Genomic DNA, 18793 nt, shown 5'->3' with positions numbered 1-18793 from the left:
CCGCTTCTTTGAACATATTATATGTTTTAAAGCCGGATTGTAGCCCCTTGCTTGACGCTGAGCATCGTTGCAAAATCAATTAGTCGTATTATATGATTGTGTCCATCCCAAAAAATGGGATCATGCGTCAATAAGCGGCAGTGGCCGCTGTTATCAATAATCCAGGAGAGCCAGATGGCGTTGCGCCTCATACAATATCGGGATGCCCAGGGTGCGCGGGCGGTTGCCGCGCGCGTGGACGGGGGCGAGGCGCGACAGGTCAAAGGCGTGTCCAGCACCTATGCACTGGCTGTTGCCGCTATTGCCGCCGGCCATGATCTGGCGTCCCAGGTTCACTCACAGGGGCTGGGGGAGCCGGTGGATGTTGCGGCCCTGCTGGAAGCAGGCCAGGTACTGGCGCCGCTGGATCATCCGGATCCGGCCCATTTATTTGTGACCGGTACGGGCCTGACCCATCTTGGTTCCGCCGAGGGCCGGGACAAGATGCACAAGGATCTGGCCGATCCGGCCAAGCAGACCGATTCGATGAAGATGTTCCGCCTGGGTCTGGAAGGTGGCAAGCCTGCCACGGGCCAAGTGGGTGCCCAGCCGGAATGGTTCTATAAGGGCGATGGCTCCATCATCGCCGATCCGGATGCGGCCATGCCGTCCCCCTCCTTCGCGCTGGATGGCGGGGAAGAGCCGGAGATTGTCGGGCTTTATATCATCGGGCCGGATGGTACGCCGTTCCGCATCGGTTATGCCGTGGGCAATGAGTTTTCCGACCATGTGACGGAACGGCAGAACTATCTCTATCTCGCCCATTCCAAGCTGCGCCATTGCTCCTTCGGGCCGGAACTGCTGGTCGGCCCGCTGCCCGACGATGTGCGGGGCGCATCCCGTATCCGCCGTGATGGTGAAATCGTCTGGGAAAAGCCCTTCCTGTCCGGGGAAGCGCATATGAGCCACAGCCTGGCCAACCTGGAACATCACCATTTCAAGTACGCGCTGTTCCGCCGTCCGGGCGATGTGCATGTGCATTATTTCGGCACGGCCACCCTGTCCTTCAGTGACGGTTTCACCACCCGCCCCGGCGATGTGTTCGAGGTGGAGGCAGCACCCTTTGGTCTGCCGCTGCGCAATGCGCTGACCGTGGTGGACCAGCCGGTACCGGTGATCCGCAGCCTGTGATGCAGCGGTCTGTTTAAAAAAAACAACGCCGTGGCGTCGCCCTGTTGAAGACAGGTGCGGGGCCACGGCCATAAGCAGGGGAAATGTCCAGGGATGAAACGCACGATGTTCAAACCCATCCATCGGCGCGGCTTTGCCGCCACCCTTGCCGGTCTGGCCCTGCTGGCCGGCACGGCGTTGCCCTCCTTCGCCCAACCGGCGCCGGTGAAGGCTGAATTGACGGTCAGGGCCAGCCAGCCCGGCCCCACCATCGCGCCGGAGATTTACGGCCAGTTCGCCGAACATCTGGGCCGTTCCATCTATGAGGGCCTGTGGGTGGGCCCGGATTCCTCCATTCCCAACACACGCGGCCTGCGCAATGACGTGGTTGATGCGCTGAAGAAGATGAAGGTGCCGGTACTGCGCTGGCCCGGCGGCTGCTTCGCGGATGAATATAACTGGCGCGACGGGGTTGGCCCCCGTGCTGAACGCCCGGTACGCGTAAACACGACCTGGGGCGGCGTGGGCGAGGATAATGCCTTCGGCACGCACGAGTTCTTCGATCTGGTAGAGATGCTGGGCACCAAGGCCTATGTGAACGGCAATCTCGGCACCGGCACCCCGCGGGAGATGGCGGAATGGATCGAATATATGACCTCCGACACCAAGTCGACCCTGGCGGAGGAACGGCGGAAGAATGGCCGCGATAAACCCTGGAAGCTGGATTATTTCGGCGTCGGGAACGAGACTTGGGGCTGCGGTGGCGGCATGCGGCCGGAATATGCCGCTGACCTGCACCGGCATTATGTCACCTTCGTCCGCAAGGCTGGCGGCCGCAACGGCCCGCAGGAATTCGCCTCTGGCTCCAATGACAAGGATTACAATTTCACTGAAGTGATGATGCGGGAAGCCGGCAAAGCCATGGATGGCCTGACCCTGCATTATTACACCCTGCCCACCGGCGACTGGAAGAAGAAGGGCCCGGCCACGGGCTTCAACGAGGATCAGTGGATTTCCACCCTGTCCCGCACGCTCCAGATGGAAACAATCATCAAGGGCCATGCGGCGGCGATGGATAAATACGACCCGCAGAAGCGTGTCGGCATGATCATCGACGAATGGGGCACCTGGTATGATGTGGAGCCGGGGACCAATCCGGGCTTCCTGTATCAGCAGAACACGCTGCGCGACGCGCTGGTCGCGGCGGTCAATTTCCATATTTTCCAGCAGCATGCCGACCGGGTGAAGATGACCAACATCGCCCAGATGGTGAATGTGCTGCAGGCCATGATCCTGACCGATAAGGAGAAGATGCTGCTGACCCCCACCTATCACGTGTTCGAGATGTTCAACGTGCATCAGGGGGCTGCTTATATCCCGGTCGATATCAAGGCACCGGACTACAGCCATGCCGGTTTCACCGTGCCGGCCGTGCATGCGGGTGCGTCGCGTGATGCGTCAGGCACCCTGCATCTGACCCTGGCCAACCTGGACCCGAACCGGCCGGCCAGCGTCAGCGCCAAGCTGGAGGGGGCCTCCGCCCGCAAGATCAGTGGCCGTGTGCTGACCGGTCCGGCCATGGACACGCGCAACAGCTTTGACCAGCCCCATCAGATACAGCCCGTTGCCTTCAATGGCGCCAAGGGCCGGGGCGACAGCCTGACCATTGACCTGCCGGCCAAATCGGTCGTGGTGCTGACGATCGAATAAAGGACACGCCCCATTATCCTGGAAAGGAAAAGCCCCGGCAGGTTGGTCACGCCGGGGCTTTTGTGCATGATACCAGCGGCCTTTCCGCGCTGCTTAGCTGCCGGTGACCGGTTCCGGCTTCAAAACCACCTTGGCCAGATGCTTGGCGAAACGCTGGGTGAAGCGATCCGCGTCACCATAGATGGTGTAGGCGTTCACATTATCGGGGAAGGGCAGGCCCATATCGGCATCGGCGGCCACGGCCACCACCTGTCCGGTCTGGCTATCGGTCAGCACAGCCTGGAAGGCCGCCTGACCCACTGAATAAACCCGATCCACGCGCGAGCCATTCCGCTTTTCCGCATGGAAGGCCCGGTTAGGCACATATTCCGTGATGGTGATCTTCAGCGTCAGCACGCCGGGACCAGCCTGATCCACCAAAGCCGAGCCGAAGGAATCCTTCAGCCGCTTTGTCAGATATTCCACCGCATGGTCGCGGTCCCGGTTGGACAGAAGCACCTCATCGAAGCGGCGTTCCACCGCCGTATCAATGGGGGCCAGCGTTACTTTGCCATAGGCAGCCAGATCCACGCCGGGGCGGATATAAAGCTTGTCCAGCGAATCATGGTCCTGCTCGGTCAACCCTTCGGTCGGCAGAGCGGGGGGCTTTTTGGATTCAACGCTGTCCCAGGCGCTTTTTGCATAGGCGCCGTTGGCAGCGCCGACAAGCAAAGCCAGCGAAAGACCGAGGATGCCCACAGCACGGGTAAGGGGGTGGGGAAGTGATTCTGCGCGCATGGCAGGCAATGCAGCGACAGGCCGATGCGGCGCAGGGGCATGACGTCCGAACATGGTTCGACCTCCAGCAAGGGGAAAACGCTTATTTTCCGCCAGTTTCCTAAGTTTGGTGCCGGGACGCCCCCGCCCGGCCTGATCCGCCACAGGTGCAGCGTTTCATCTTTTTAGAATGGTATGACGCAGGCCCGTTGACAAGCCCGCTTCATGCCCTTAAACACCCGTCTCACCGACGCGGTCGGCCCCGCAGGGGACGGCAGCGATCAGGTGCGGAGGGGTGGCCGAGCGGCTGAAGGCAACGGTTTGCTAAACCGTCATACCGGGAAACTGGTATCGTGGGTTCGAATCCCATCCCCTCCGCCATCCTGCTTAGTTAATCAGTGTTTATAGGCGCGGGTCCGGTTCGGATGCCGCGTTTTTTGTTTTTACTCAAGGGGCGTTCTTCACCCCTGAAGATGATCAAATCGATTCGATTGAACGAACCGGTTCAGGCCCGGCTCAACAGGCCCAGTCGGACGGCAAGGCCCAGAAAGATCGTGGCGGAGAACCGGTTCAATAACCGCGGAGCGATGGGATTTTGGGCCAGACGCTGGCCCAGGCCGCCGGCGCCAGCCCCGACCAGGGCGTTGACCACTGTGCCGGACATATTCATCAAGGTGCCCAGGATCAATGCTTGGACCACCACGCTGCCCCGCGCGGGATCGATAAAATGGGGCAGGAAGGCCACGAAGAAGATGGCGACCTTGGGGTTCAGAATGTTGGTCACGGCTCCCCGCAGGAACAGATGGCCTGTCACAGGCTTGCCATGGGGGTTCTGCTGGTGCGGGATCAGCGGAGGGGCCCGCCATGTCGTCCAGGCCAGCCAGACCAGATAAGCCGCCCCCACCCAGCGAATAATTTCAAATAAGGTCGGAGAGGCCATCAAGAGCCCCGCCAAACCGAAAGCGGCAGCGGCTGTATGGACCATGGCGCCAGCAGATACGCCCAAGGCTGCGGCGATACCCGCTTTGGGCCCTCGACTGACCCCGCTGCCCAGGCAGAACAACATGTCCGGGCCTGGGGTCAGGTTGAGTGCCAGGGCGGCTGTCATAAAGAGGACCAGCGTATCGAACGGTATCAGGGCCATCAACCATACTCCCCCCGTGAGGGGAATATGGTTGATCAAAGGGCCGGCGGTGACAACCGCAACAATGTCATGGCCGCAAGAGGGCGACGATACCGGTGATCACCAGCAGCCCGATGGCGATGGGGCGGAACTGGCTGCCGCCATTGCGGCGAAACCAGAGCTCTCCCAACCGCGCGGCGCCGACCAGTGGCGGGATCATCAGTAAGGACCAGATCAACGTATGTGGGCTGAAAAGCCCCTGCCACCACAGGCTTGCGATGGAAAGCAGGTTCAGCCCCGTGAAATAGAGGATCAGTGTCGCCCGCGCTGTGAGGGGAGAGAGGGGCATGGCCAGCACGGTGAGGATCACTGGCGGGCCGCCCATGCCCACGGCACCGTTCAAAAAGCCCCCAATGCCACCCGCTGCCATTTTCAGCCCCCAGCCCGGACGGGTCAGGCGGAAGCGTCTGTTCAGCAACAAAAGGGCCGCGATGATCACGCAGATGCCGATGGCGCGGCGCACCAGATCGGGCGGAAGCGATGCCAGAAGGTAAACGCCCAGCGGGATGGTCGGCAGGCAGCCGGCCAGGAACAGCAGCACCATCCGCCGGTCCCCTTCCTTCACCGCCCCGCGCAGCAAGGGAAGGTTGGTAGTGGCGATGGCGGCCACGCTGGTGGGCACCGCCTCTGCCGGGCTCAAGAACAGGGACAGGCAGGGCACGATGATCAGCGCGGCGCCAAACCCGGTCAGCCCCCGGATAATACCCGCGACCAGGGCCACCAGCAGCAGCCCGATGGCCTGTCCTAATGTCGGCAGGTGAACCGCCAGGGCGGCCAGATCGGGCATGATGGGCAGGTGCCTGTCAGGGGGTGACGATTTCGCCGGCCCGGTAGCCTTGGATATAAAGCAGGGCTGTCAGGTCACCATGATTGATGCAGGCGCGCGCCTGCGCCGCCACGGTGGGCTTGGCATGGAAGGCGACGCCGATGCCAGCGGCCTGCAACATGGGCAGGTCATTGGCGCCGTCGCCCACGGTGATGCTGGCGGCCACAGGCACGCGCCGGGCGCCGGCGATGCGGATCAACGCTTGCAGTTTGGCATCCTTGTCTAGGATCGGCTCTGTCGGCAGGCCGGTCAGCTTGCCGCCTTCAACCACCAGATCATTGGCCTGATCCTCGTCAAAGCCCAATTGGGCGGCGACATGGGCGGTGAAGGTCTTGAACCCGCCGGACACCAGTGCGCAATAAACGCCATGCTTCTTCAGCGTAGCGATCAGGCTGGGCGCACCGGGCATCCAGGTGATACGGCTGATCATATCGGTCAGCACGCCCGCATCCAGCCCGGCCAGCAGGGCCACCCGCTCCCGCAGTGCGCCTTTGAAGTCGATCTCACCATTCATGGCGCGGGCAGTAATGGCGGCGATGCGGTCGCGGGCACCCACCAGTTCCCCCAATTCGTCCAGCATTTCCTGCTGAATGATGGTGGATTCCATATCGGCGACCAGCACGGATTTGCGCCGCCCCTCGGTGGCCTGCGCCACGATATCAACCGGCTGGCCCGCCAGCGCCTTGGCCGCTGCTGCCTGGGCCTGATCATCATTCAGCCCGTCAAAGGCGATGTCGCAGGCGATACCCGGCGCCAGCCAGTCTGCGGGGGAGGTGGAAGCCCCCAGATCGGCCAGAGCGGCACGGGCGGCCTTGGCCAGGGCATCGTCCAGCACCGGGGCGGCGGGGTTGGCGATGAGGGTCAGCGTCTGGGGCATGTCGATCCCGTCCAGGAGTTGGTCGATTGCCGCCCTTATCGCCGTTGGAGGGAAGGGATGCAATGGCGCGGCAGCGCGGATCGGCAATGTTTCCCGGACGGGGCGGTCATGAAGGATGGAAATGAAATCGGCCGGACCATCAGGCCCGGCCGATCACAAATAAATACAGGGTACAGGGATCAGGTTGGAACCCTTGTATCCGCCGGCACCGGGATAGCAACCGGGGTGGCGCTTTCCCCCTTTGCCATAGCGGTGACCAGGGGGCGGGCAGCGGCGGCCTTGGCCGCTTTGGCAAGGCGGCGCTCTTCCTGGCGGTTGCGTTCCCATACCATGCCGATGGCAAACAGGATCAGCAGACCGGACAGACCCATCATCCATTCCATGGCGTTGGTGGTGGGGGTCTGCTGGATCAGGATTGTCCAGACCGTGGAAAGCAGCACCCCACCAACAAAGACCGGCAGGCTGTGGCGGCCCAGTGTGCTGAACAGATTGCCGATGGTGGTCGAGAAGAACCGTGCATCCGGCCGGATCAGAGCGGAAATGACATAAGCCAGCGCCAGGAAATGCAGCAGACGACCGATCTCCAGCGTCGATTTGCCATGGGGGATCAGCGTGTCGGGATCGAACACCCGGAAATCGCGCCCGATGCCCAGCATGTGCCACGGGGCCGTGGCCAGAAGGGCGTAAAGCAGCATGCCGGAGGCGGCAGCCATCAGCAGCGGGTGGCGCGGTACGGGCTTGCCACTGGAAACCCGGTTGCCCAGCACGAAGCCGGTGACAAACAGGAATTGCCAGCACAGGGGATTGAAGAACCACGTCCCGCCATTGGGATGGGACGGGGGCGCGATATTATACATGCCGGCCCAGACCCAAACCGCGCAGGACATAGCAAGCGCTGCCAGCGGATAGCGTGCAATCGCCGGCCCCAGCAGCGCCAGGGAGCCGATGAAGACGATATACATGGGCAGAATATCACCCAGATTGGGCAGATAGGCCAGGACCGCCACCTGCAACCAACCCTCCGCCGGGTTGGAGCCCAGATAGCCCAAGCCCATCATCTGCTTGATGCCGGGATTGGCATAAACCCAGGCGCCTGCGGTAACCAGGATCAGCATGGCGGCCACAACACCCAGATGGGTGCGGTACAGATGCCAGGCCCGGTTGCGGGCGTTGGCCCGGCCGATGGCGGGGTCTTTTTCACCCCGGAAGCTGGCACCCCAGGCGAGCGCCGCGCTGAAGCCGGCCAGAAAAACAAAGGTATCGGCTGCATCGGAGAAGCCGTAATGCCGCCAGGTCAGAGTCGTGGCCTTGCCGGGGATATGGTTCAGGAAAATGGCGCACAGCGCCAGGCCCCTGAAAAAATCAATGCGCAGATCCCGCATGGCTTTACGCCTCCTCACCGGCCTTAACCCGCCACCAACGCATGAAACGCGGAAATTATGGCAAGGGAGGGTGAATTTTCTGGCTATCGCCGGGCAGGGCAGCCTTGCCACATTGGCGTAACAAAGCCTACCTAGCCCGGAAGACAGATCGCCCGGCCCCAAACGCCATTCCGCAATCATATATAGAGTGCTTCTTGAGCCCGATGGTTCCCGTCCTACCCCCTTCGCCCCCGTCCGCCCCTTCCGCGCGGCCCGTCCTGGTCATCGGTGGCCCGACAGCCAGTGGCAAATCCGGCCTCGCCCTGCGATTGGCCAGGGACGCTGATGGGGTGGTGATCAATGCCGACAGCATGCAGGTCTATGCTGAGCTGCGGATTATCACGGCCCGTCCCTCGCCGGCGGACGAGGCGGCGGTACCCCATCGGCTTTATGGAATTGTGCCATCCTCCATCCGGATGAGTGCGGCGCGCTGGCGTGAACTGGCGCTGGCGGAAATTGATGCTGCCCACGGGGCGGGCCGGCTGCCGATTGTGGTGGGGGGGACGGGGCTGTATTTGCGATCCCTGATGAATGGACTGTCCGATATTCCGGATATCCCCGCAGAGACGCGTCAGGCGGCCATGGATTTACAGGCTGATATCGGCAGTGTTGCGCTGCATGCGCGGCTGGCGGAAATCGACCCCGTTACCGCAGTCCGCCTGCATCCGACCGACAGCCAGCGATTGATCCGTGCCTGGGAGGTGATCCACGCAACAGGCCGATCCATCAGCGACTGGCAGGCGGCACCGCCGCGTGACGTACCGACGCACCTTGCCTTCACGTCCCTGGTGGTGGAGCCGCCGCGTGACCGGCTTTACGCCCAATGCGACCGCCGTTTTGATCTGATGCTGGCGGAAGGGGCGCTGGCGGAAGTGGCCGCTTTCGATGCGCTGGGCCTTGATCCCAGCCTGCCGGCCTGCAAGGCGCTGGGCGTGCCGGAATTGCGCGCCTTGCTGCTGGGGGAATTGACGCCCGCAGACGCGACAGCGCGGGCGCAACAAATGACCCGCAACTATGCCAAGCGACAACTCACCTGGTTCCGCAACCAGATGAAGGATGCCTTTAGGGTCGATCCTCATAATCTGTCCGATGATGCGTCTTATAAGAAATTTTATGACAACATCATGTCAGGTATGACTCAGAAGATTTCCAAAAGCGGTTGACCGGCTTTTCGGTTCCATCTAGGGTGCGGCCATCGTCGCCTTTCGCCTGTGCGAGAAGCGGCGTTTTTCAACCTCGTTGGAACTGATCTGAAAGCGCGCGCCATGTCGTCGGGAACTATCCTCTCCGGTGCTGAAATCGTCATCAAGGCCCTGCGGGACCAAGGTGTCGATACCATTTTCGGCTATCCGGGCGGGGCGGTACTACCCATCTATGATGCGCTGTTCAAACAGAACCACATCCGTCACATCCTGGTACGTCACGAACAGGCGGCCGTTCATGCGGCGGAAGGTTATGCGCGTTCGTCCGGCAAGGTCGGCGTCGTGCTGGTCACGTCCGGCCCTGGCGCCACCAATGCCGTTACCGGCTTGGTCGATGCGCTGATGGACAGCATTCCCATCGTCTGCCTGACGGGGCAGGTGCCGACCCATCTGATCGGCAATGATGCCTTCCAGGAATGCGACACGACCGGCATCACCCGTCCGGCGACCAAGCACAATTATCTGGTCAAGGACGTCAACAACCTCGCCCGCACCCTGCATGAGGCGTTTTATGTCGCCAAGTCGGGCCGCCCGGGCCCGGTGGTGATCGATATCCCCAAGGATGTGCAGTTCGCCGATGGCACCTATCGTCTGCCCGGTGAATGCCTGCCCAAGAGCTATCGCCCGCAGGTGAAGCCCGACCTGAACAAGGTTGAGGAAGCGGTGGAGATGCTGGCCAATGCCAAGCGCCCCATCTTCTATGTCGGCGGTGGCGTTATCAATTCCGGCCCGGTGGCCAGCCAGTTGCTGACCCAGTTGGTCCGCATGACGGGCTATCCCTGCACCACCACGCTGATGGGGCTGGGTGCCTATCCCGCCCATGATCAGCAATGGCTGGGCATGCTGGGCATGCACGGTACCTACGAAGCCAATCTGGCCATGCATGGCTGCGACCTGATGATCTCGGTCGGGGCGCGGTTTGATGACCGTGTCACCGGCAAGGTCAGCGAGTTCAGCCCCAATTCCAAGAAGATCCACATCGATATCGATCCGTCGAATATCAACAAGAATATTCGTGTCGATCTGCCGATCGTGGGCGATGCGGCCTATGTCCTGGAAGACATGATCCGCATCTGGAAGGCGCGCAACAAGCGGGCTGATCAGGCGGCGCTGAAGGAATGGTGGGACCAGATCGCGGTCTGGCGGTCCAAGGATTGCCTGAAGTACGAGAAGACCGACAAGGTCATCAAGCCGCAATATGCGCTGGAGCGTCTGCGCGCCGCCGTTGCCGGCCGGGATGATGTGTTCATCTCTACCGAGGTGGGCCAGCACCAGATGTGGGCGGCCCAGTTCCTGCCCTTCAACAAGCCGAACCGCTGGCTGACCTCTGGTGGTCTGGGGACCATGGGCTATGGCTTGCCGGCGGCCATTGGCGCCCAGGTGGCCAATCCCGGTGCGCTGTGCATCGATGTCGCCGGTGAGGCGTCCATCATGATGAACATCCAGGAAATGGCCACGACCATGCAGTATCGCCTGCCGGTCAAGGTCTTCATCCTGAATAATCAATGGATGGGCATGGTGCGCCAGTGGCAGGAGTTGCTGCACGGCTCCCGCTACTCGGAAAGCTATTCCGAGGCGCTGCCGGACTTTGTGAAGCTGGCGGAAGCCTTTGGTGGCGTCGGCCTGCGCGCCACCAAAGTGTCGGAAGTGGATGATGTCATCCGCGAAATGATCGAGACGCCGCGCCCCGTCATCGTGGATATGTGCGTCGATCAGAAGGAAAACTGCTTCCCCATGATCCCCGGCGGCAAGGCCCATAATGAAATGCTGCTGGGACCGGAAGAACGGGTGAGCGACGCGACACCGGAGGAGGGGATGGTACTGGTCTGATCCCGGACCTCTCCAAACCCTTTTTAACCTACCCGGTATCGCCCGCCTTCAGGGAGCTTCTGCAAGTGTCCACCCAAGACCCCATCCGCCGCCACACCATCTCTGTCCTGGTTGATAACGAGCCGGGCGTTCTGGCCCGCGTCATCGGCCTGTTCTCCGGTCGTGGCTATAATATCGAAAGCCTGACGGTGGCCGAGGTCGACAGCAACGAAAGCCTGTCGCGCATCAATATCGTCACCTCCGGCACGCCGATGATCATTGAACAGATCAAGGTGCAGCTTGACCGGCTGGTGCCCGTCCACAAGGTGAAGGACCTGACGCTGGAAGGCCCCTTCATCGACCGGGAAATGGCGCTGGTGAAGGTGGTCGGCACGGGCGACAAGCGCGTGGAAGCGCTGCGCATCGCCGACATCTTCAAGGCCCGTGTGGTGGATGCCACCATCACCAGCTTTGTCTTTGAAATCACCGGCATTGGTGAGGATCTGGACCGCTTCATCGATCTGATGCGGCAACTGGGCCTTGTTGATGTCAGCCGCACCGGTGCCGTCGCCCTGTCGCGCGGCACGGGCGCCTTCTAAAGCTTACCCCCAGAACGCCGGCAACCCGGCAATCCATCTTACATCTGACTGAAAACGAAGGAACATTCCCATGCGCGTCTATTATGATCGCGACGCCGACGTCAACCTGATCAAGGGCAAGAAGGTCGCCATCGTCGGCTATGGCAGCCAGGGCCACGCCCATGCCCAGAATCTGCGCGACAGCGGCGTGAAGGACGTGATCATCGCGCTGAAGGCCAATTCGCCGACCCGCGCCAAGGCCGAAGCCGCCGGCTTCACCTGCGTCACCCCGGCTGAGGCTGCGGCCACTGCCGACCTGATCATGATCCTGACCCCGGACGAGCATCAGGCAGACCTGTACAATAACGAGATCGGGCCGAACCTGAAGCAGGGCTCCGCCATTGCCTTCGCCCACGGCCTGAACGTGCATTTCCGCCTGATCGAGCCGCGCCAGGACACCGACGTGTTCATGATCGCGCCGAAGGGCCCCGGCCATACCGTGCGCGGCGAATATAAGAAGGGCGGCGGCGTTCCCTGCCTGGTGGCCGTTCACCAGAACGCGTCCGGCAATGCCTTCGATATCGCCCTGTCCTATGCCTGCGCCGTTGGCGGTGGCCGTTCGGGCATCATCGAAACCACCTTCAAGGAAGAGTGCGAGACCGATCTGTTCGGTGAGCAGGCCGTGCTCTGCGGCGGCCTGACCAAGCTGATCCAGGCTGGTTTCGAAACCCTGGTCGAAGCCGGCTATGCTCCGGAAATGGCCTATTTCGAGTGCCTGCACGAAGTGAAGCTGATCGTGGACCTGATCTACGAAGGCGGCATCGCCAACATGCGCTACTCCATCTCCAACACCGCCGAATATGGTGACTATGTCACCGGCCCGCGTCTGGTGACGTCGGAGACCAAGGCCGAGATGAAGCGCGTGCTGGAAGATATCCAGTCGGGCCGCTTCGTCCGCGACTGGATGCTGGAAAACAAGGCCGGCACCCCGTCCTTCAAGGCCACCCGTCGTATCGAAGCCGAGCATCCGATCGAGGAAGTGGGCGCCAAGCTGCGCGCCATGATGCCCTGGATCGCTGCCAACCAGTTGGTGGACAAGACCAAGAACTGATCCGGATGGCGGGTCGGGTTTCCTCTCACCCGCCTTTTGATCTGTTTGCGCCGCCCGGCCCCTGTGAAGGGGTCGGGCGTTTGCGTTTTGGGCATATCCTTTGTTCTTGATGTGCAAGCCGTGCCGTTGCGCCCCTTAGGGGTCTGTCCTAAGATCAAGCCTGATCAAAAGGATCGACAGCGGGGGCAATGATGATTTCGCTAAACGCGAATCCGCTCTTTTCCGCAACCAACGCCCAGGCGCTGAAGGCGCAGATCGACCAGCATGTCGAGAAGGCGGTGGATGCGCGTTTCCAGCAGACGGCGACCTCCCGGGCGGCTGGCGGGGGCACTGGTCTTTTTGACCGGCTGAAAGATATTGGCTTCGCCGGTGATGATTTTGACGGCGCCCTGAAGCAGGCCGCTGGTATCGAGGCGCTTTCCAACTACATGAATTTGGCCCGCGCCGAGATTGAGAAGAAGGCGGCCAAGGAAAAGCTGGAGCAATCCCGCCGCCGGATGGACGAGCTGGAGCAGGAGGCGCGCCAAGCCGCTTCCAAGGGCGATGGCGCCAAGCTGGCGCGGCTGGCCAAGGAAGCGGCAGGCATCACCAAGGGACTGGCGGAAGAGGCGAAGGGGCTGGTGGAAGGTCGCCAGCACGACCCTGCCGACCGGGCGGCGGCCATTGCTGCCGGTTTGCCGGACCCGGCAATACCAGCGCCGATCCAGTCCGGCATGACGGCGGGCGGGGTGCCTGTCGGCTTCGCTCGTGCCTTTGTTCAGGAGGTTCGGGATATTTCCGGCCGTGCCCGCTCCCTTCTCACCCAAGCAGAAACCCAGCGCACACAGCAGCGGGGTCGCCCCCTGACGGAGGAGGAGCGTCAGGAGCGCGAGGAAGAATTGAAGGCCGCCCGTGACGATCTGTCCGCTGCCGATGCGCTGGTGGAACGGTTGGCCGGCGGGCTGGAGGCGACGGACCCCGATGGCCGTGCCGCAGGCACGATCGGCGCGGCGGATGTTTCGCAGAGCTATATGAGGACGGAGACGGTCACCATGGCGCTGATGGTGACGGAGACCGGCATTTCTCTCTCGGCGTAAGAAGTACCATTTGGGCAAGGAAAGCAGCCTGCCGTGAAATTTCCGGCATTTCTGCCCTGCATTGACGATAGAAACGTGCCTGACAAAAGCTGTTGCGGCTAACCGAATTGCGGCTTAAAACAATTCCAACCAAGGTTGGCCTTGAAAGGCCCCGTACCTTTTTGTGCAACCGGACCAGGATCACCGCCCGTGACCCCGCATCGCTGCCAGCCGAACGTCACCGCCCGGGATTTTTCCCGCGCTGGCGTCATGCTGCGCGCGTCCGGCTTGCCGCTATCCCTGTCCCTGCTGCTGGCGCCCGCCGCGTTCGGCCTGGACGGGCTTCGACTAATCAGCCCCTGAGCGCCCCGCTTCCATCCTGCCCGGATGGATCCCGCGTTCAGGGGAATTGGGCGCGCATCGCGCGCCGCCGATCCGACCACCGGGTCAGGCCCCTTATCGAAGCCGGTGCCTTGCCCGCCATCCAATGATTTCACGCCCCCGTGGCGTTCGGGTTTCAGGGATTAAGACCATGACCAGCAGCAACCGCGTCATCATTTTCGACACCACCCTCCGTGATGGTGAACAGGCCCCCGGCTGTTCCATGAATCTGGAGGAAAAGCTGCGCATTGCCGCTGTGCTGGAGGAAATGGGCGTCGACGTGATCGAGGCCGGTTTCCCCATCGCGTCGAACGGCGATTTCGAATCCGTGCGCGAAGTCGGCAAGGTGGTGAAGAACAGCATCATCGCCGCCCTCTGCCGTACCGCCCGCGCCGATATTGATCGCGCCGCCGAGGCGTTGCAGTTCGCCGAGCGCAAGCGCATCCATACCTTCATCTCCACCAGCCCGGTGCATATGAAGTATATGTTGAAGATGACGGAAGAGGAGGTGCTTCAGCGCACCATCGATTACGTCACCTATGCCCGTAATCTGGTGGACGACGTGGAATGGTCGGCCCAGGATGGCAGCCGGTCGGAGCGTGATTTCCTCTGCCGGACGGTGGAAGCCGCCATCAAGGCCGGCGCCACCACCATCAATATTCCGGACACGGTGGGTTATGCCCTGCCGGAAGAATATGCCGACATGTTCCGCGACGTGATGACCCGCGTGCCGAACAGCGATAAGGCGATCTTCTCCGTCCATTGCCATAATGATCTGGGCCTTGCTGTCGCCAACTCCCTGGCTGGCATCGGTGCCGGCGTGCGCCAGGTGGAATGCACCATCAACGGCCTGGGTGAACGCGCCGGCAATGCCTCCCTGGAAGAGGTGGTGATGGCGCTGCGCACCCGTCATGACCTGATCGGCTGCGATACCGGCATCAAGACCGAGCATATCACCCGCATCTCCCGGTTGGTTTCCACCATCACCGGCTTCCAGGTGCAGCCCAACAAGGCCATCGTCGGTGCCAATGCCTTCGCGCATGAAAGCGGCATCCACCAGGATGGCATGCTGAAGCACGCTGAAACCTATGAGATCATGACGCCGGAATCGGTCGGGCTGAACCGGTCCTCGCTGGTCATGGGCAAGCATTCCGGTCGCGCCGCCTTCCGCGCCAAGCTGAAGGAGCTTGGCTATGATGATATCGGCGAAAATCAGGTGAATGACGCCTTTGGCCGTTTCAAGGATCTGGCCGACCGCAAGAAGGACATCTACGACGAAGATATCGTCGCCATCATGGATGACGAGGCGGGCCGTCAGCATGAGCATATCCGCTTCCAGGCCCTGCATGTCGTTGCCGGCTCCCGCGGGCCGCAGCATGCGGTGCTGGAACTGGAAGTGGAAGGTAAGCCCATCGCCCCGGTCGTCGCCTTTGGTAATGGTCCGGTCGATGCCGTCTTCAACGCCCTGAAGCTGGCTTTCCCGCATGAGGCGAGCCTGCAGCTCTATCAGGTTCATGCCGTGACCGAAGGAACCGACGCCCAGGCGGAAGTGACGGTGCGGCTGGATGAGAATGGCAAGTCGGTCAATGGCCAGGGAGCGGATGCCGATACGCTGGTGGCATCGGCGCGTGCCTATATCCATGCGCTGAACAAGCTGGTGACCAAGCGGCAGAAGACAGCACCGGTCGCCTTGTCGGCTTGATTCTCCCTTTCCCCGTCTCCCCTTGATGCTCCCCCCGCCGGTATCCTGCCGGCGGGGGTTTCATTTGGGCGCTTGGCGGGTTTTTGCCCAAATAGGTTGCGTCCATTTCGCCCCATTGTTGCCGCAATTTGCTCCGGATGGCCTCTGTTGGGTGCGCTGCGGCGTCCTCATCGTAAAAGCCGGGATAAAGTTGGGCTTTCGGGCCTTTCAAGGCTTGAGGGATCATGTCCAAATGGTCTATGCAACAGTCGCGGTTCGGCATATCCGGGGTCGGGCCACACCACCGGCGGCAAATCCGGACACTTAGAGATATTCTTCATCCATGCTTTCAAACCTGCTCGGTATGTTCTCGGCCGACATGGCGATCGACCTGGGGACGGCGAACACCTTGGTCTATGTCAAAGGCCGCGGTATCGTTTTGAACGAACCTTCCGTTGTCGCTATCCGCGATCTGCGGGGGAAAAAGCAGGTTCTGGCTGTCGGTGACGAGGCCAAGCTGATGCTTGGTCGTACGCCTGGCAACATCCAGGCCATTCGCCCCCTGCGCGATGGTGTTATTGCCGACTTCGAAGTTGCGGAAGAAATGATCAAGCATTTCATCCGCAAGGTTCATAACCGGCGCAGCTTTGCCAGCCCGGAAATCGTGATCTGCGTTCCGTCGGGTTCCACCGCCGTTGAGCGCCGCGCGATCCAGGAATCGGCCGAAGCTGCCGGTGCCCGCCGCGTTTCCCTGATTGAGGAGCCGATGGCTGCTGCCATCGGTGCCGGCCTGCCGGTGACCGAGCCGACGGGAAGCATGGTTGTGGATATTGGTGGTGGCACGACCGAAGTGGCCGTGCTGTCGCTGAACGGTATCGTCTATGCCCGTTCCGCCCGCGTTGGCGGCGACAAGATGGACGAGGCCATCATCGGCTATATCCGCCGCCATCATAATCTGCTGGTCGGTGAAGGTTCGGCCGAGCGGATCAAGAAGGAAATCGGCTCCGCCTGCCCGCCGGAAGACGGCGAGGGCCGGGTGATGGAGATCAAGGGCCGCGACCTGATGAACGGCGTGCCCAAGGAACTGGTGATGAGCGAGCGGCAGATTGCCGAGAGCCTGGCCGAGCCGGTGTCCCAGATCATCGAGGCGGTCAAGGTCGCGCTTGAACACACGGCGCCTGAACTGGCTGCCGATATCGTGGACAAGGGGATCGTCCTGACCGGTGGTGGTGCGCTGCTGGCAAACCTGGATTTCGTGCTGCGTCATGCGACGGGTCTGCCGGTTTCCATCGCGGATGATCCGCTTTCCTGCGTGGCGCTGGGTTCCGGCCGCGCGCTGGAAGAGGCCAGCCTGCGTAATGTCCTGATCCGCATGTATTAAGGCGGATTGAAAGCCCGGACCCGGTGCCGGGCTTTCACCCTTGCTGCGCCACCAGGTGCCTGGGGTAGGGATTTTTTAGGGACTTTGTCTTAAGGGTGAAACCTGCGTTTACGTTGTCCTGTTGCGGGTTTATACAGGAAACTTAACGGTTTGGTTTCATTTCTACGGTAAAGGGTGCCAGCCGCATTGGCACCTGCAACCAGACACGGGATACCAACCCCCTGTGAAGACGCGAAACAGCGGATCCGTTGCTCGTCTTGCGGCCCCCGTCTGGGGGCTTGCGCAGCGATTCTATTTTCCGCTGCTGATCATGGCGGCCATCGCCTTGATGATGGTGGGCCATGTCAATCTCGGCGTCGTCGATCAGGTGCGCGCCCGCGTCACCGATGCCTTCACCCCGATCCTGAACATCATGTCGCGGCCGGCGTCCAGTGTGGCGGACGGGCTGGAATATGTCCGCCAACTGGTGGACCTGCATGATGAAAATGCGCGGTTGCGCGAAGAGAATACCCGCCTGCGCCAATGGGAACAGACGGCCTTGCGGCTGGAAGCGGAGAACCGCTCCCTCCGTTCGCTCCTGTCGTTCAAGGCGGAAGCGCCGGCCAGCACCATTGCAGCCCGGGTGGTGGCCGATACGGGTGGTTCCTTTGTGCGCACCATGGTTGTGACCGCAGGCAGCCGTGATGGTGTGCGTCGTGGTCAGGCGGCGATGTCCGGCCAGGGGCTGGCTGGCCGTATTGTGCAGGTGGGGGAGCGATCCGCCCGTATCCTGCTGATCACCGACCTTAATGCCCGCATCCCTGTGGTGCTGGAGGAAAGCCGCCAGCGCGCCATGATGGCGGGCGATAATTCCGACCACCCGACCTTGATGTATATCCCCGCCAGCACGGCGTTGAAGGATGGGGAACGGGTCTTCACCTCTGGTCATGGCGGTCTGTTCCCGCCCGGCCTCCCGGTGGGTATTGTCCGGGTGGATGCCAGTGGTCAGCCCCGCGTGGTCCCGATGGTGGATCTGTCCCGTATCGAACATGTGCAGATCGTCGATTTTGGCAGCACAGAAGGTCTTGCCGCGGAACAGGGCGGCCGGTCGGATAGCATAGAGTGAGGGCCACGGCCGTGGCCGTCGGATTTTGGCAACGTCTTGATCAACTCGGGCGCAATATGCTGCCCTTTTCCGTCACCGTAATGGCCATGCTTCTCAGCATGATGCCCTTGCCGTTGCCGGGCTATTCCATGGTCACGCCGCCTTTGGTGTTGATGAGCCTGTTCTACTGGGTCATCCACCGGCCAGACCTGCTGCGGCCGCTTGTGGTTTTTGCACTGGGCATTTTCTACGATCTGATCGCGGGCACGTTGCTGGGTGTCAGCTCCATGTCGCTCATCCTGGCGTACTGGCTGTTGATCACGCAGCGCCGCTTCTTCCTGGGCCGCTCCTTTGTGATGCTCTGGATCGGATTCGCCGTGGTCTCGATTGGGGCGGGCGCGGTACAGTGGATTGTGTACGCCTTGACTGAAGCGCGATTGCTGGATGCAAGGCCGGTATTGGTGCAGTGGCTGCTTGGTGTGGCATTGTTCCCGCTCCCCACCTACCTGTTCCAGCGGTTGCACCGCGCCTATTTAAGCTGAGGAGAGCGTCCCTTGTCCGCCTTTGATCGCGATGCCGAGCGACAGCG

General features: G+C 61.7%; 17 protein-coding genes and 1 tRNA gene. 13 read left to right on the top strand and 5 right to left on the bottom strand.

Features of this window, described 5'->3' with window-relative positions; all coding sequences use genetic code 11:
* Positions 1-174 precede the first annotated feature (174 nt).
* Together araD1 and G473_RS0121610 are read left to right on the top strand one after the other, a co-directional pair.
* Positions 175-1170, top strand: coding sequence for an AraD1 family protein (gene araD1, locus G473_RS0121615; RefSeq protein WP_029014819.1), 996 nt, complete (start codon positions 175-177; stop codon positions 1168-1170).
* 93 nt (positions 1171-1263) lie between these two features.
* Positions 1264-2859, top strand: a complete 1596-nt coding sequence (locus tag G473_RS0121610) for an alpha-N-arabinofuranosidase (RefSeq protein WP_245580232.1) — start codon at positions 1264-1266, stop codon at positions 2857-2859.
* 93 nt (positions 2860-2952) lie between these two features.
* Here G473_RS0121610 and G473_RS0121605 read toward each other — a convergent pair whose 3' ends face one another.
* The gene (locus tag G473_RS0121605) at positions 2953-3690 is read right to left on the bottom strand and encodes a DUF3313 family protein (RefSeq protein ID WP_084438471.1); all 738 of its coding nucleotides are present in this window, start codon (positions 3688-3690) and stop codon (positions 2953-2955) included.
* Between the two features lie 214 nt (positions 3691-3904).
* Here G473_RS0121605 and G473_RS0121600 point away from each other — a divergent pair.
* A tRNA-Ser gene (locus G473_RS0121600) sits at positions 3905-3996 on the top strand.
* Between the two features lie 124 nt (positions 3997-4120).
* Here the strand turns inward: G473_RS0121600 and G473_RS0121595 are convergent.
* The 4 genes from G473_RS0121595 to G473_RS0121580 form a co-directional block, all read right to left on the bottom strand.
* Entirely contained in the window at positions 4121-4759 is a 639-nt protein-coding gene (locus G473_RS0121595; protein ID WP_029014816.1) for a LysE family translocator, read from the bottom strand.
* Between the two features lie 67 nt (positions 4760-4826).
* Positions 4827-5585, bottom strand: coding sequence for a sulfite exporter TauE/SafE family protein (locus G473_RS0121590; RefSeq protein ID WP_029014815.1), 759 nt, complete (start codon positions 5583-5585; stop codon positions 4827-4829).
* 16 nt (positions 5586-5601) lie between these two features.
* A complete protein-coding gene (gene serB, locus G473_RS0121585; protein ID WP_029014814.1) occupies positions 5602-6501 on the bottom strand; it encodes a phosphoserine phosphatase SerB in 900 nt (299 codons plus the stop codon).
* Between the two features lie 179 nt (positions 6502-6680).
* Positions 6681-7883 carry an OpgC family protein gene (locus tag G473_RS0121580; RefSeq protein WP_029014813.1) on the bottom strand — a complete coding sequence of 401 codons (1203 nt, stop codon included), beginning with the start codon at positions 7881-7883 and terminating at the stop codon, positions 6681-6683.
* 203 nt (positions 7884-8086) lie between these two features.
* Here G473_RS0121580 and miaA point away from each other — a divergent pair, with 203 nt between their 5' ends.
* The 10 genes from miaA to mreD all read left to right on the top strand — a co-directional run bounded on the left by miaA (position 8087) and on the right by mreD (position 18746).
* On the top strand, positions 8087-9085 hold the full coding sequence (miaA, locus tag G473_RS0121575) for a tRNA (adenosine(37)-N6)-dimethylallyltransferase MiaA (protein WP_051330560.1): 999 nt from the start codon (positions 8087-8089) through the stop codon (positions 9083-9085).
* A 102-nt stretch (positions 9086-9187) separates the two neighbouring features.
* Complete coding sequence (locus G473_RS0121570; RefSeq protein ID WP_029014811.1) at positions 9188-10954, top strand: acetolactate synthase 3 large subunit; 1767 nt, start codon at positions 9188-9190, stop codon at positions 10952-10954.
* Between the two features lie 65 nt (positions 10955-11019).
* The gene (gene ilvN, locus G473_RS0121565) at positions 11020-11532 is read left to right on the top strand and encodes an acetolactate synthase small subunit (protein ID WP_154667510.1); all 513 of its coding nucleotides are present in this window, start codon (positions 11020-11022) and stop codon (positions 11530-11532) included.
* A 70-nt stretch (positions 11533-11602) separates the two neighbouring features.
* A complete protein-coding gene (gene ilvC, locus G473_RS0121560) occupies positions 11603-12622 on the top strand; it encodes a ketol-acid reductoisomerase (RefSeq protein WP_029014809.1) in 1020 nt (339 codons plus the stop codon).
* A 188-nt stretch (positions 12623-12810) separates the two neighbouring features.
* Positions 12811-13698: a hypothetical protein gene (locus G473_RS0121555; protein ID WP_029014808.1), complete on the top strand. Its 888-nt coding sequence runs from the start codon at positions 12811-12813 to the stop codon at positions 13696-13698.
* A gap of 189 nt (positions 13699-13887) precedes the next feature.
* On the top strand, positions 13888-14040 hold the full coding sequence (locus G473_RS30495; protein ID WP_154667509.1) for a hypothetical protein: 153 nt from the start codon (positions 13888-13890) through the stop codon (positions 14038-14040).
* A gap of 169 nt (positions 14041-14209) precedes the next feature.
* Complete coding sequence (locus G473_RS0121545) at positions 14210-15760, top strand: 2-isopropylmalate synthase (protein WP_035708526.1); 1551 nt, start codon at positions 14210-14212, stop codon at positions 15758-15760.
* Between the two features lie 322 nt (positions 15761-16082).
* A complete protein-coding gene (locus G473_RS0121540) occupies positions 16083-17120 on the top strand; it encodes a rod shape-determining protein (RefSeq protein WP_029014806.1) in 1038 nt (345 codons plus the stop codon).
* A gap of 223 nt (positions 17121-17343) precedes the next feature.
* On the top strand, positions 17344-18225 hold the full coding sequence (mreC, locus tag G473_RS0121535; RefSeq protein WP_029014805.1) for a rod shape-determining protein MreC: 882 nt from the start codon (positions 17344-17346) through the stop codon (positions 18223-18225).
* Positions 18226-18236: 11 nt separating this feature from the next.
* Positions 18237-18746: a rod shape-determining protein MreD gene (mreD, locus tag G473_RS0121530; protein WP_029014804.1), complete on the top strand. Its 510-nt coding sequence runs from the start codon at positions 18237-18239 to the stop codon at positions 18744-18746.
* The last annotated feature ends 47 nt before the right edge of the window (positions 18747-18793 follow it).

The organism is Niveispirillum irakense DSM 11586 (assembly GCF_000429645.1).
GTDB lineage: Bacteria > Pseudomonadota > Alphaproteobacteria > Azospirillales > Azospirillaceae > Niveispirillum > Niveispirillum irakense.
Note: the sequence above shows the minus strand (reverse complement) of the source record. Positions and strands in the feature narration are given on the sequence as shown.

Coding starts and splice junctions, on each gene's coding strand:
- araD1 (WP_029014819.1), top strand. CDS start 175: ATGGCGTTGCGCCTCATACAATATCGGGATGCCCAGGGTGCGCGGGCG.
- G473_RS0121610 (WP_245580232.1), top strand. CDS start 1,264: ATGAAACGCACGATGTTCAAACCCATCCATCGGCGCGGCTTTGCCGCC.
- G473_RS0121605 (WP_084438471.1), bottom strand. CDS start 3,690: ATGTTCGGACGTCATGCCCCTGCGCCGCATCGGCCTGTCGCTGCATTG.
- G473_RS0121595 (WP_029014816.1), bottom strand. CDS start 4,759: ATGGCCCTGATACCGTTCGATACGCTGGTCCTCTTTATGACAGCCGCC.
- G473_RS0121590 (WP_029014815.1), bottom strand. CDS start 5,585: ATGCCCGATCTGGCCGCCCTGGCGGTTCACCTGCCGACATTAGGACAG.
- serB (WP_029014814.1), bottom strand. CDS start 6,501: ATGCCCCAGACGCTGACCCTCATCGCCAACCCCGCCGCCCCGGTGCTG.
- G473_RS0121580 (WP_029014813.1), bottom strand. CDS start 7,883: ATGCGGGATCTGCGCATTGATTTTTTCAGGGGCCTGGCGCTGTGCGCC.
- miaA (WP_051330560.1), top strand. CDS start 8,087: ATGGTTCCCGTCCTACCCCCTTCGCCCCCGTCCGCCCCTTCCGCGCGG.
- G473_RS0121570 (WP_029014811.1), top strand. CDS start 9,188: ATGTCGTCGGGAACTATCCTCTCCGGTGCTGAAATCGTCATCAAGGCC.
- ilvC (WP_029014809.1), top strand. CDS start 11,603: ATGCGCGTCTATTATGATCGCGACGCCGACGTCAACCTGATCAAGGGC.
- G473_RS0121555 (WP_029014808.1), top strand. CDS start 12,811: ATGATGATTTCGCTAAACGCGAATCCGCTCTTTTCCGCAACCAACGCC.
- G473_RS0121545 (WP_035708526.1), top strand. CDS start 14,210: ATGACCAGCAGCAACCGCGTCATCATTTTCGACACCACCCTCCGTGAT.
- G473_RS0121540 (WP_029014806.1), top strand. CDS start 16,083: ATGCTTTCAAACCTGCTCGGTATGTTCTCGGCCGACATGGCGATCGAC.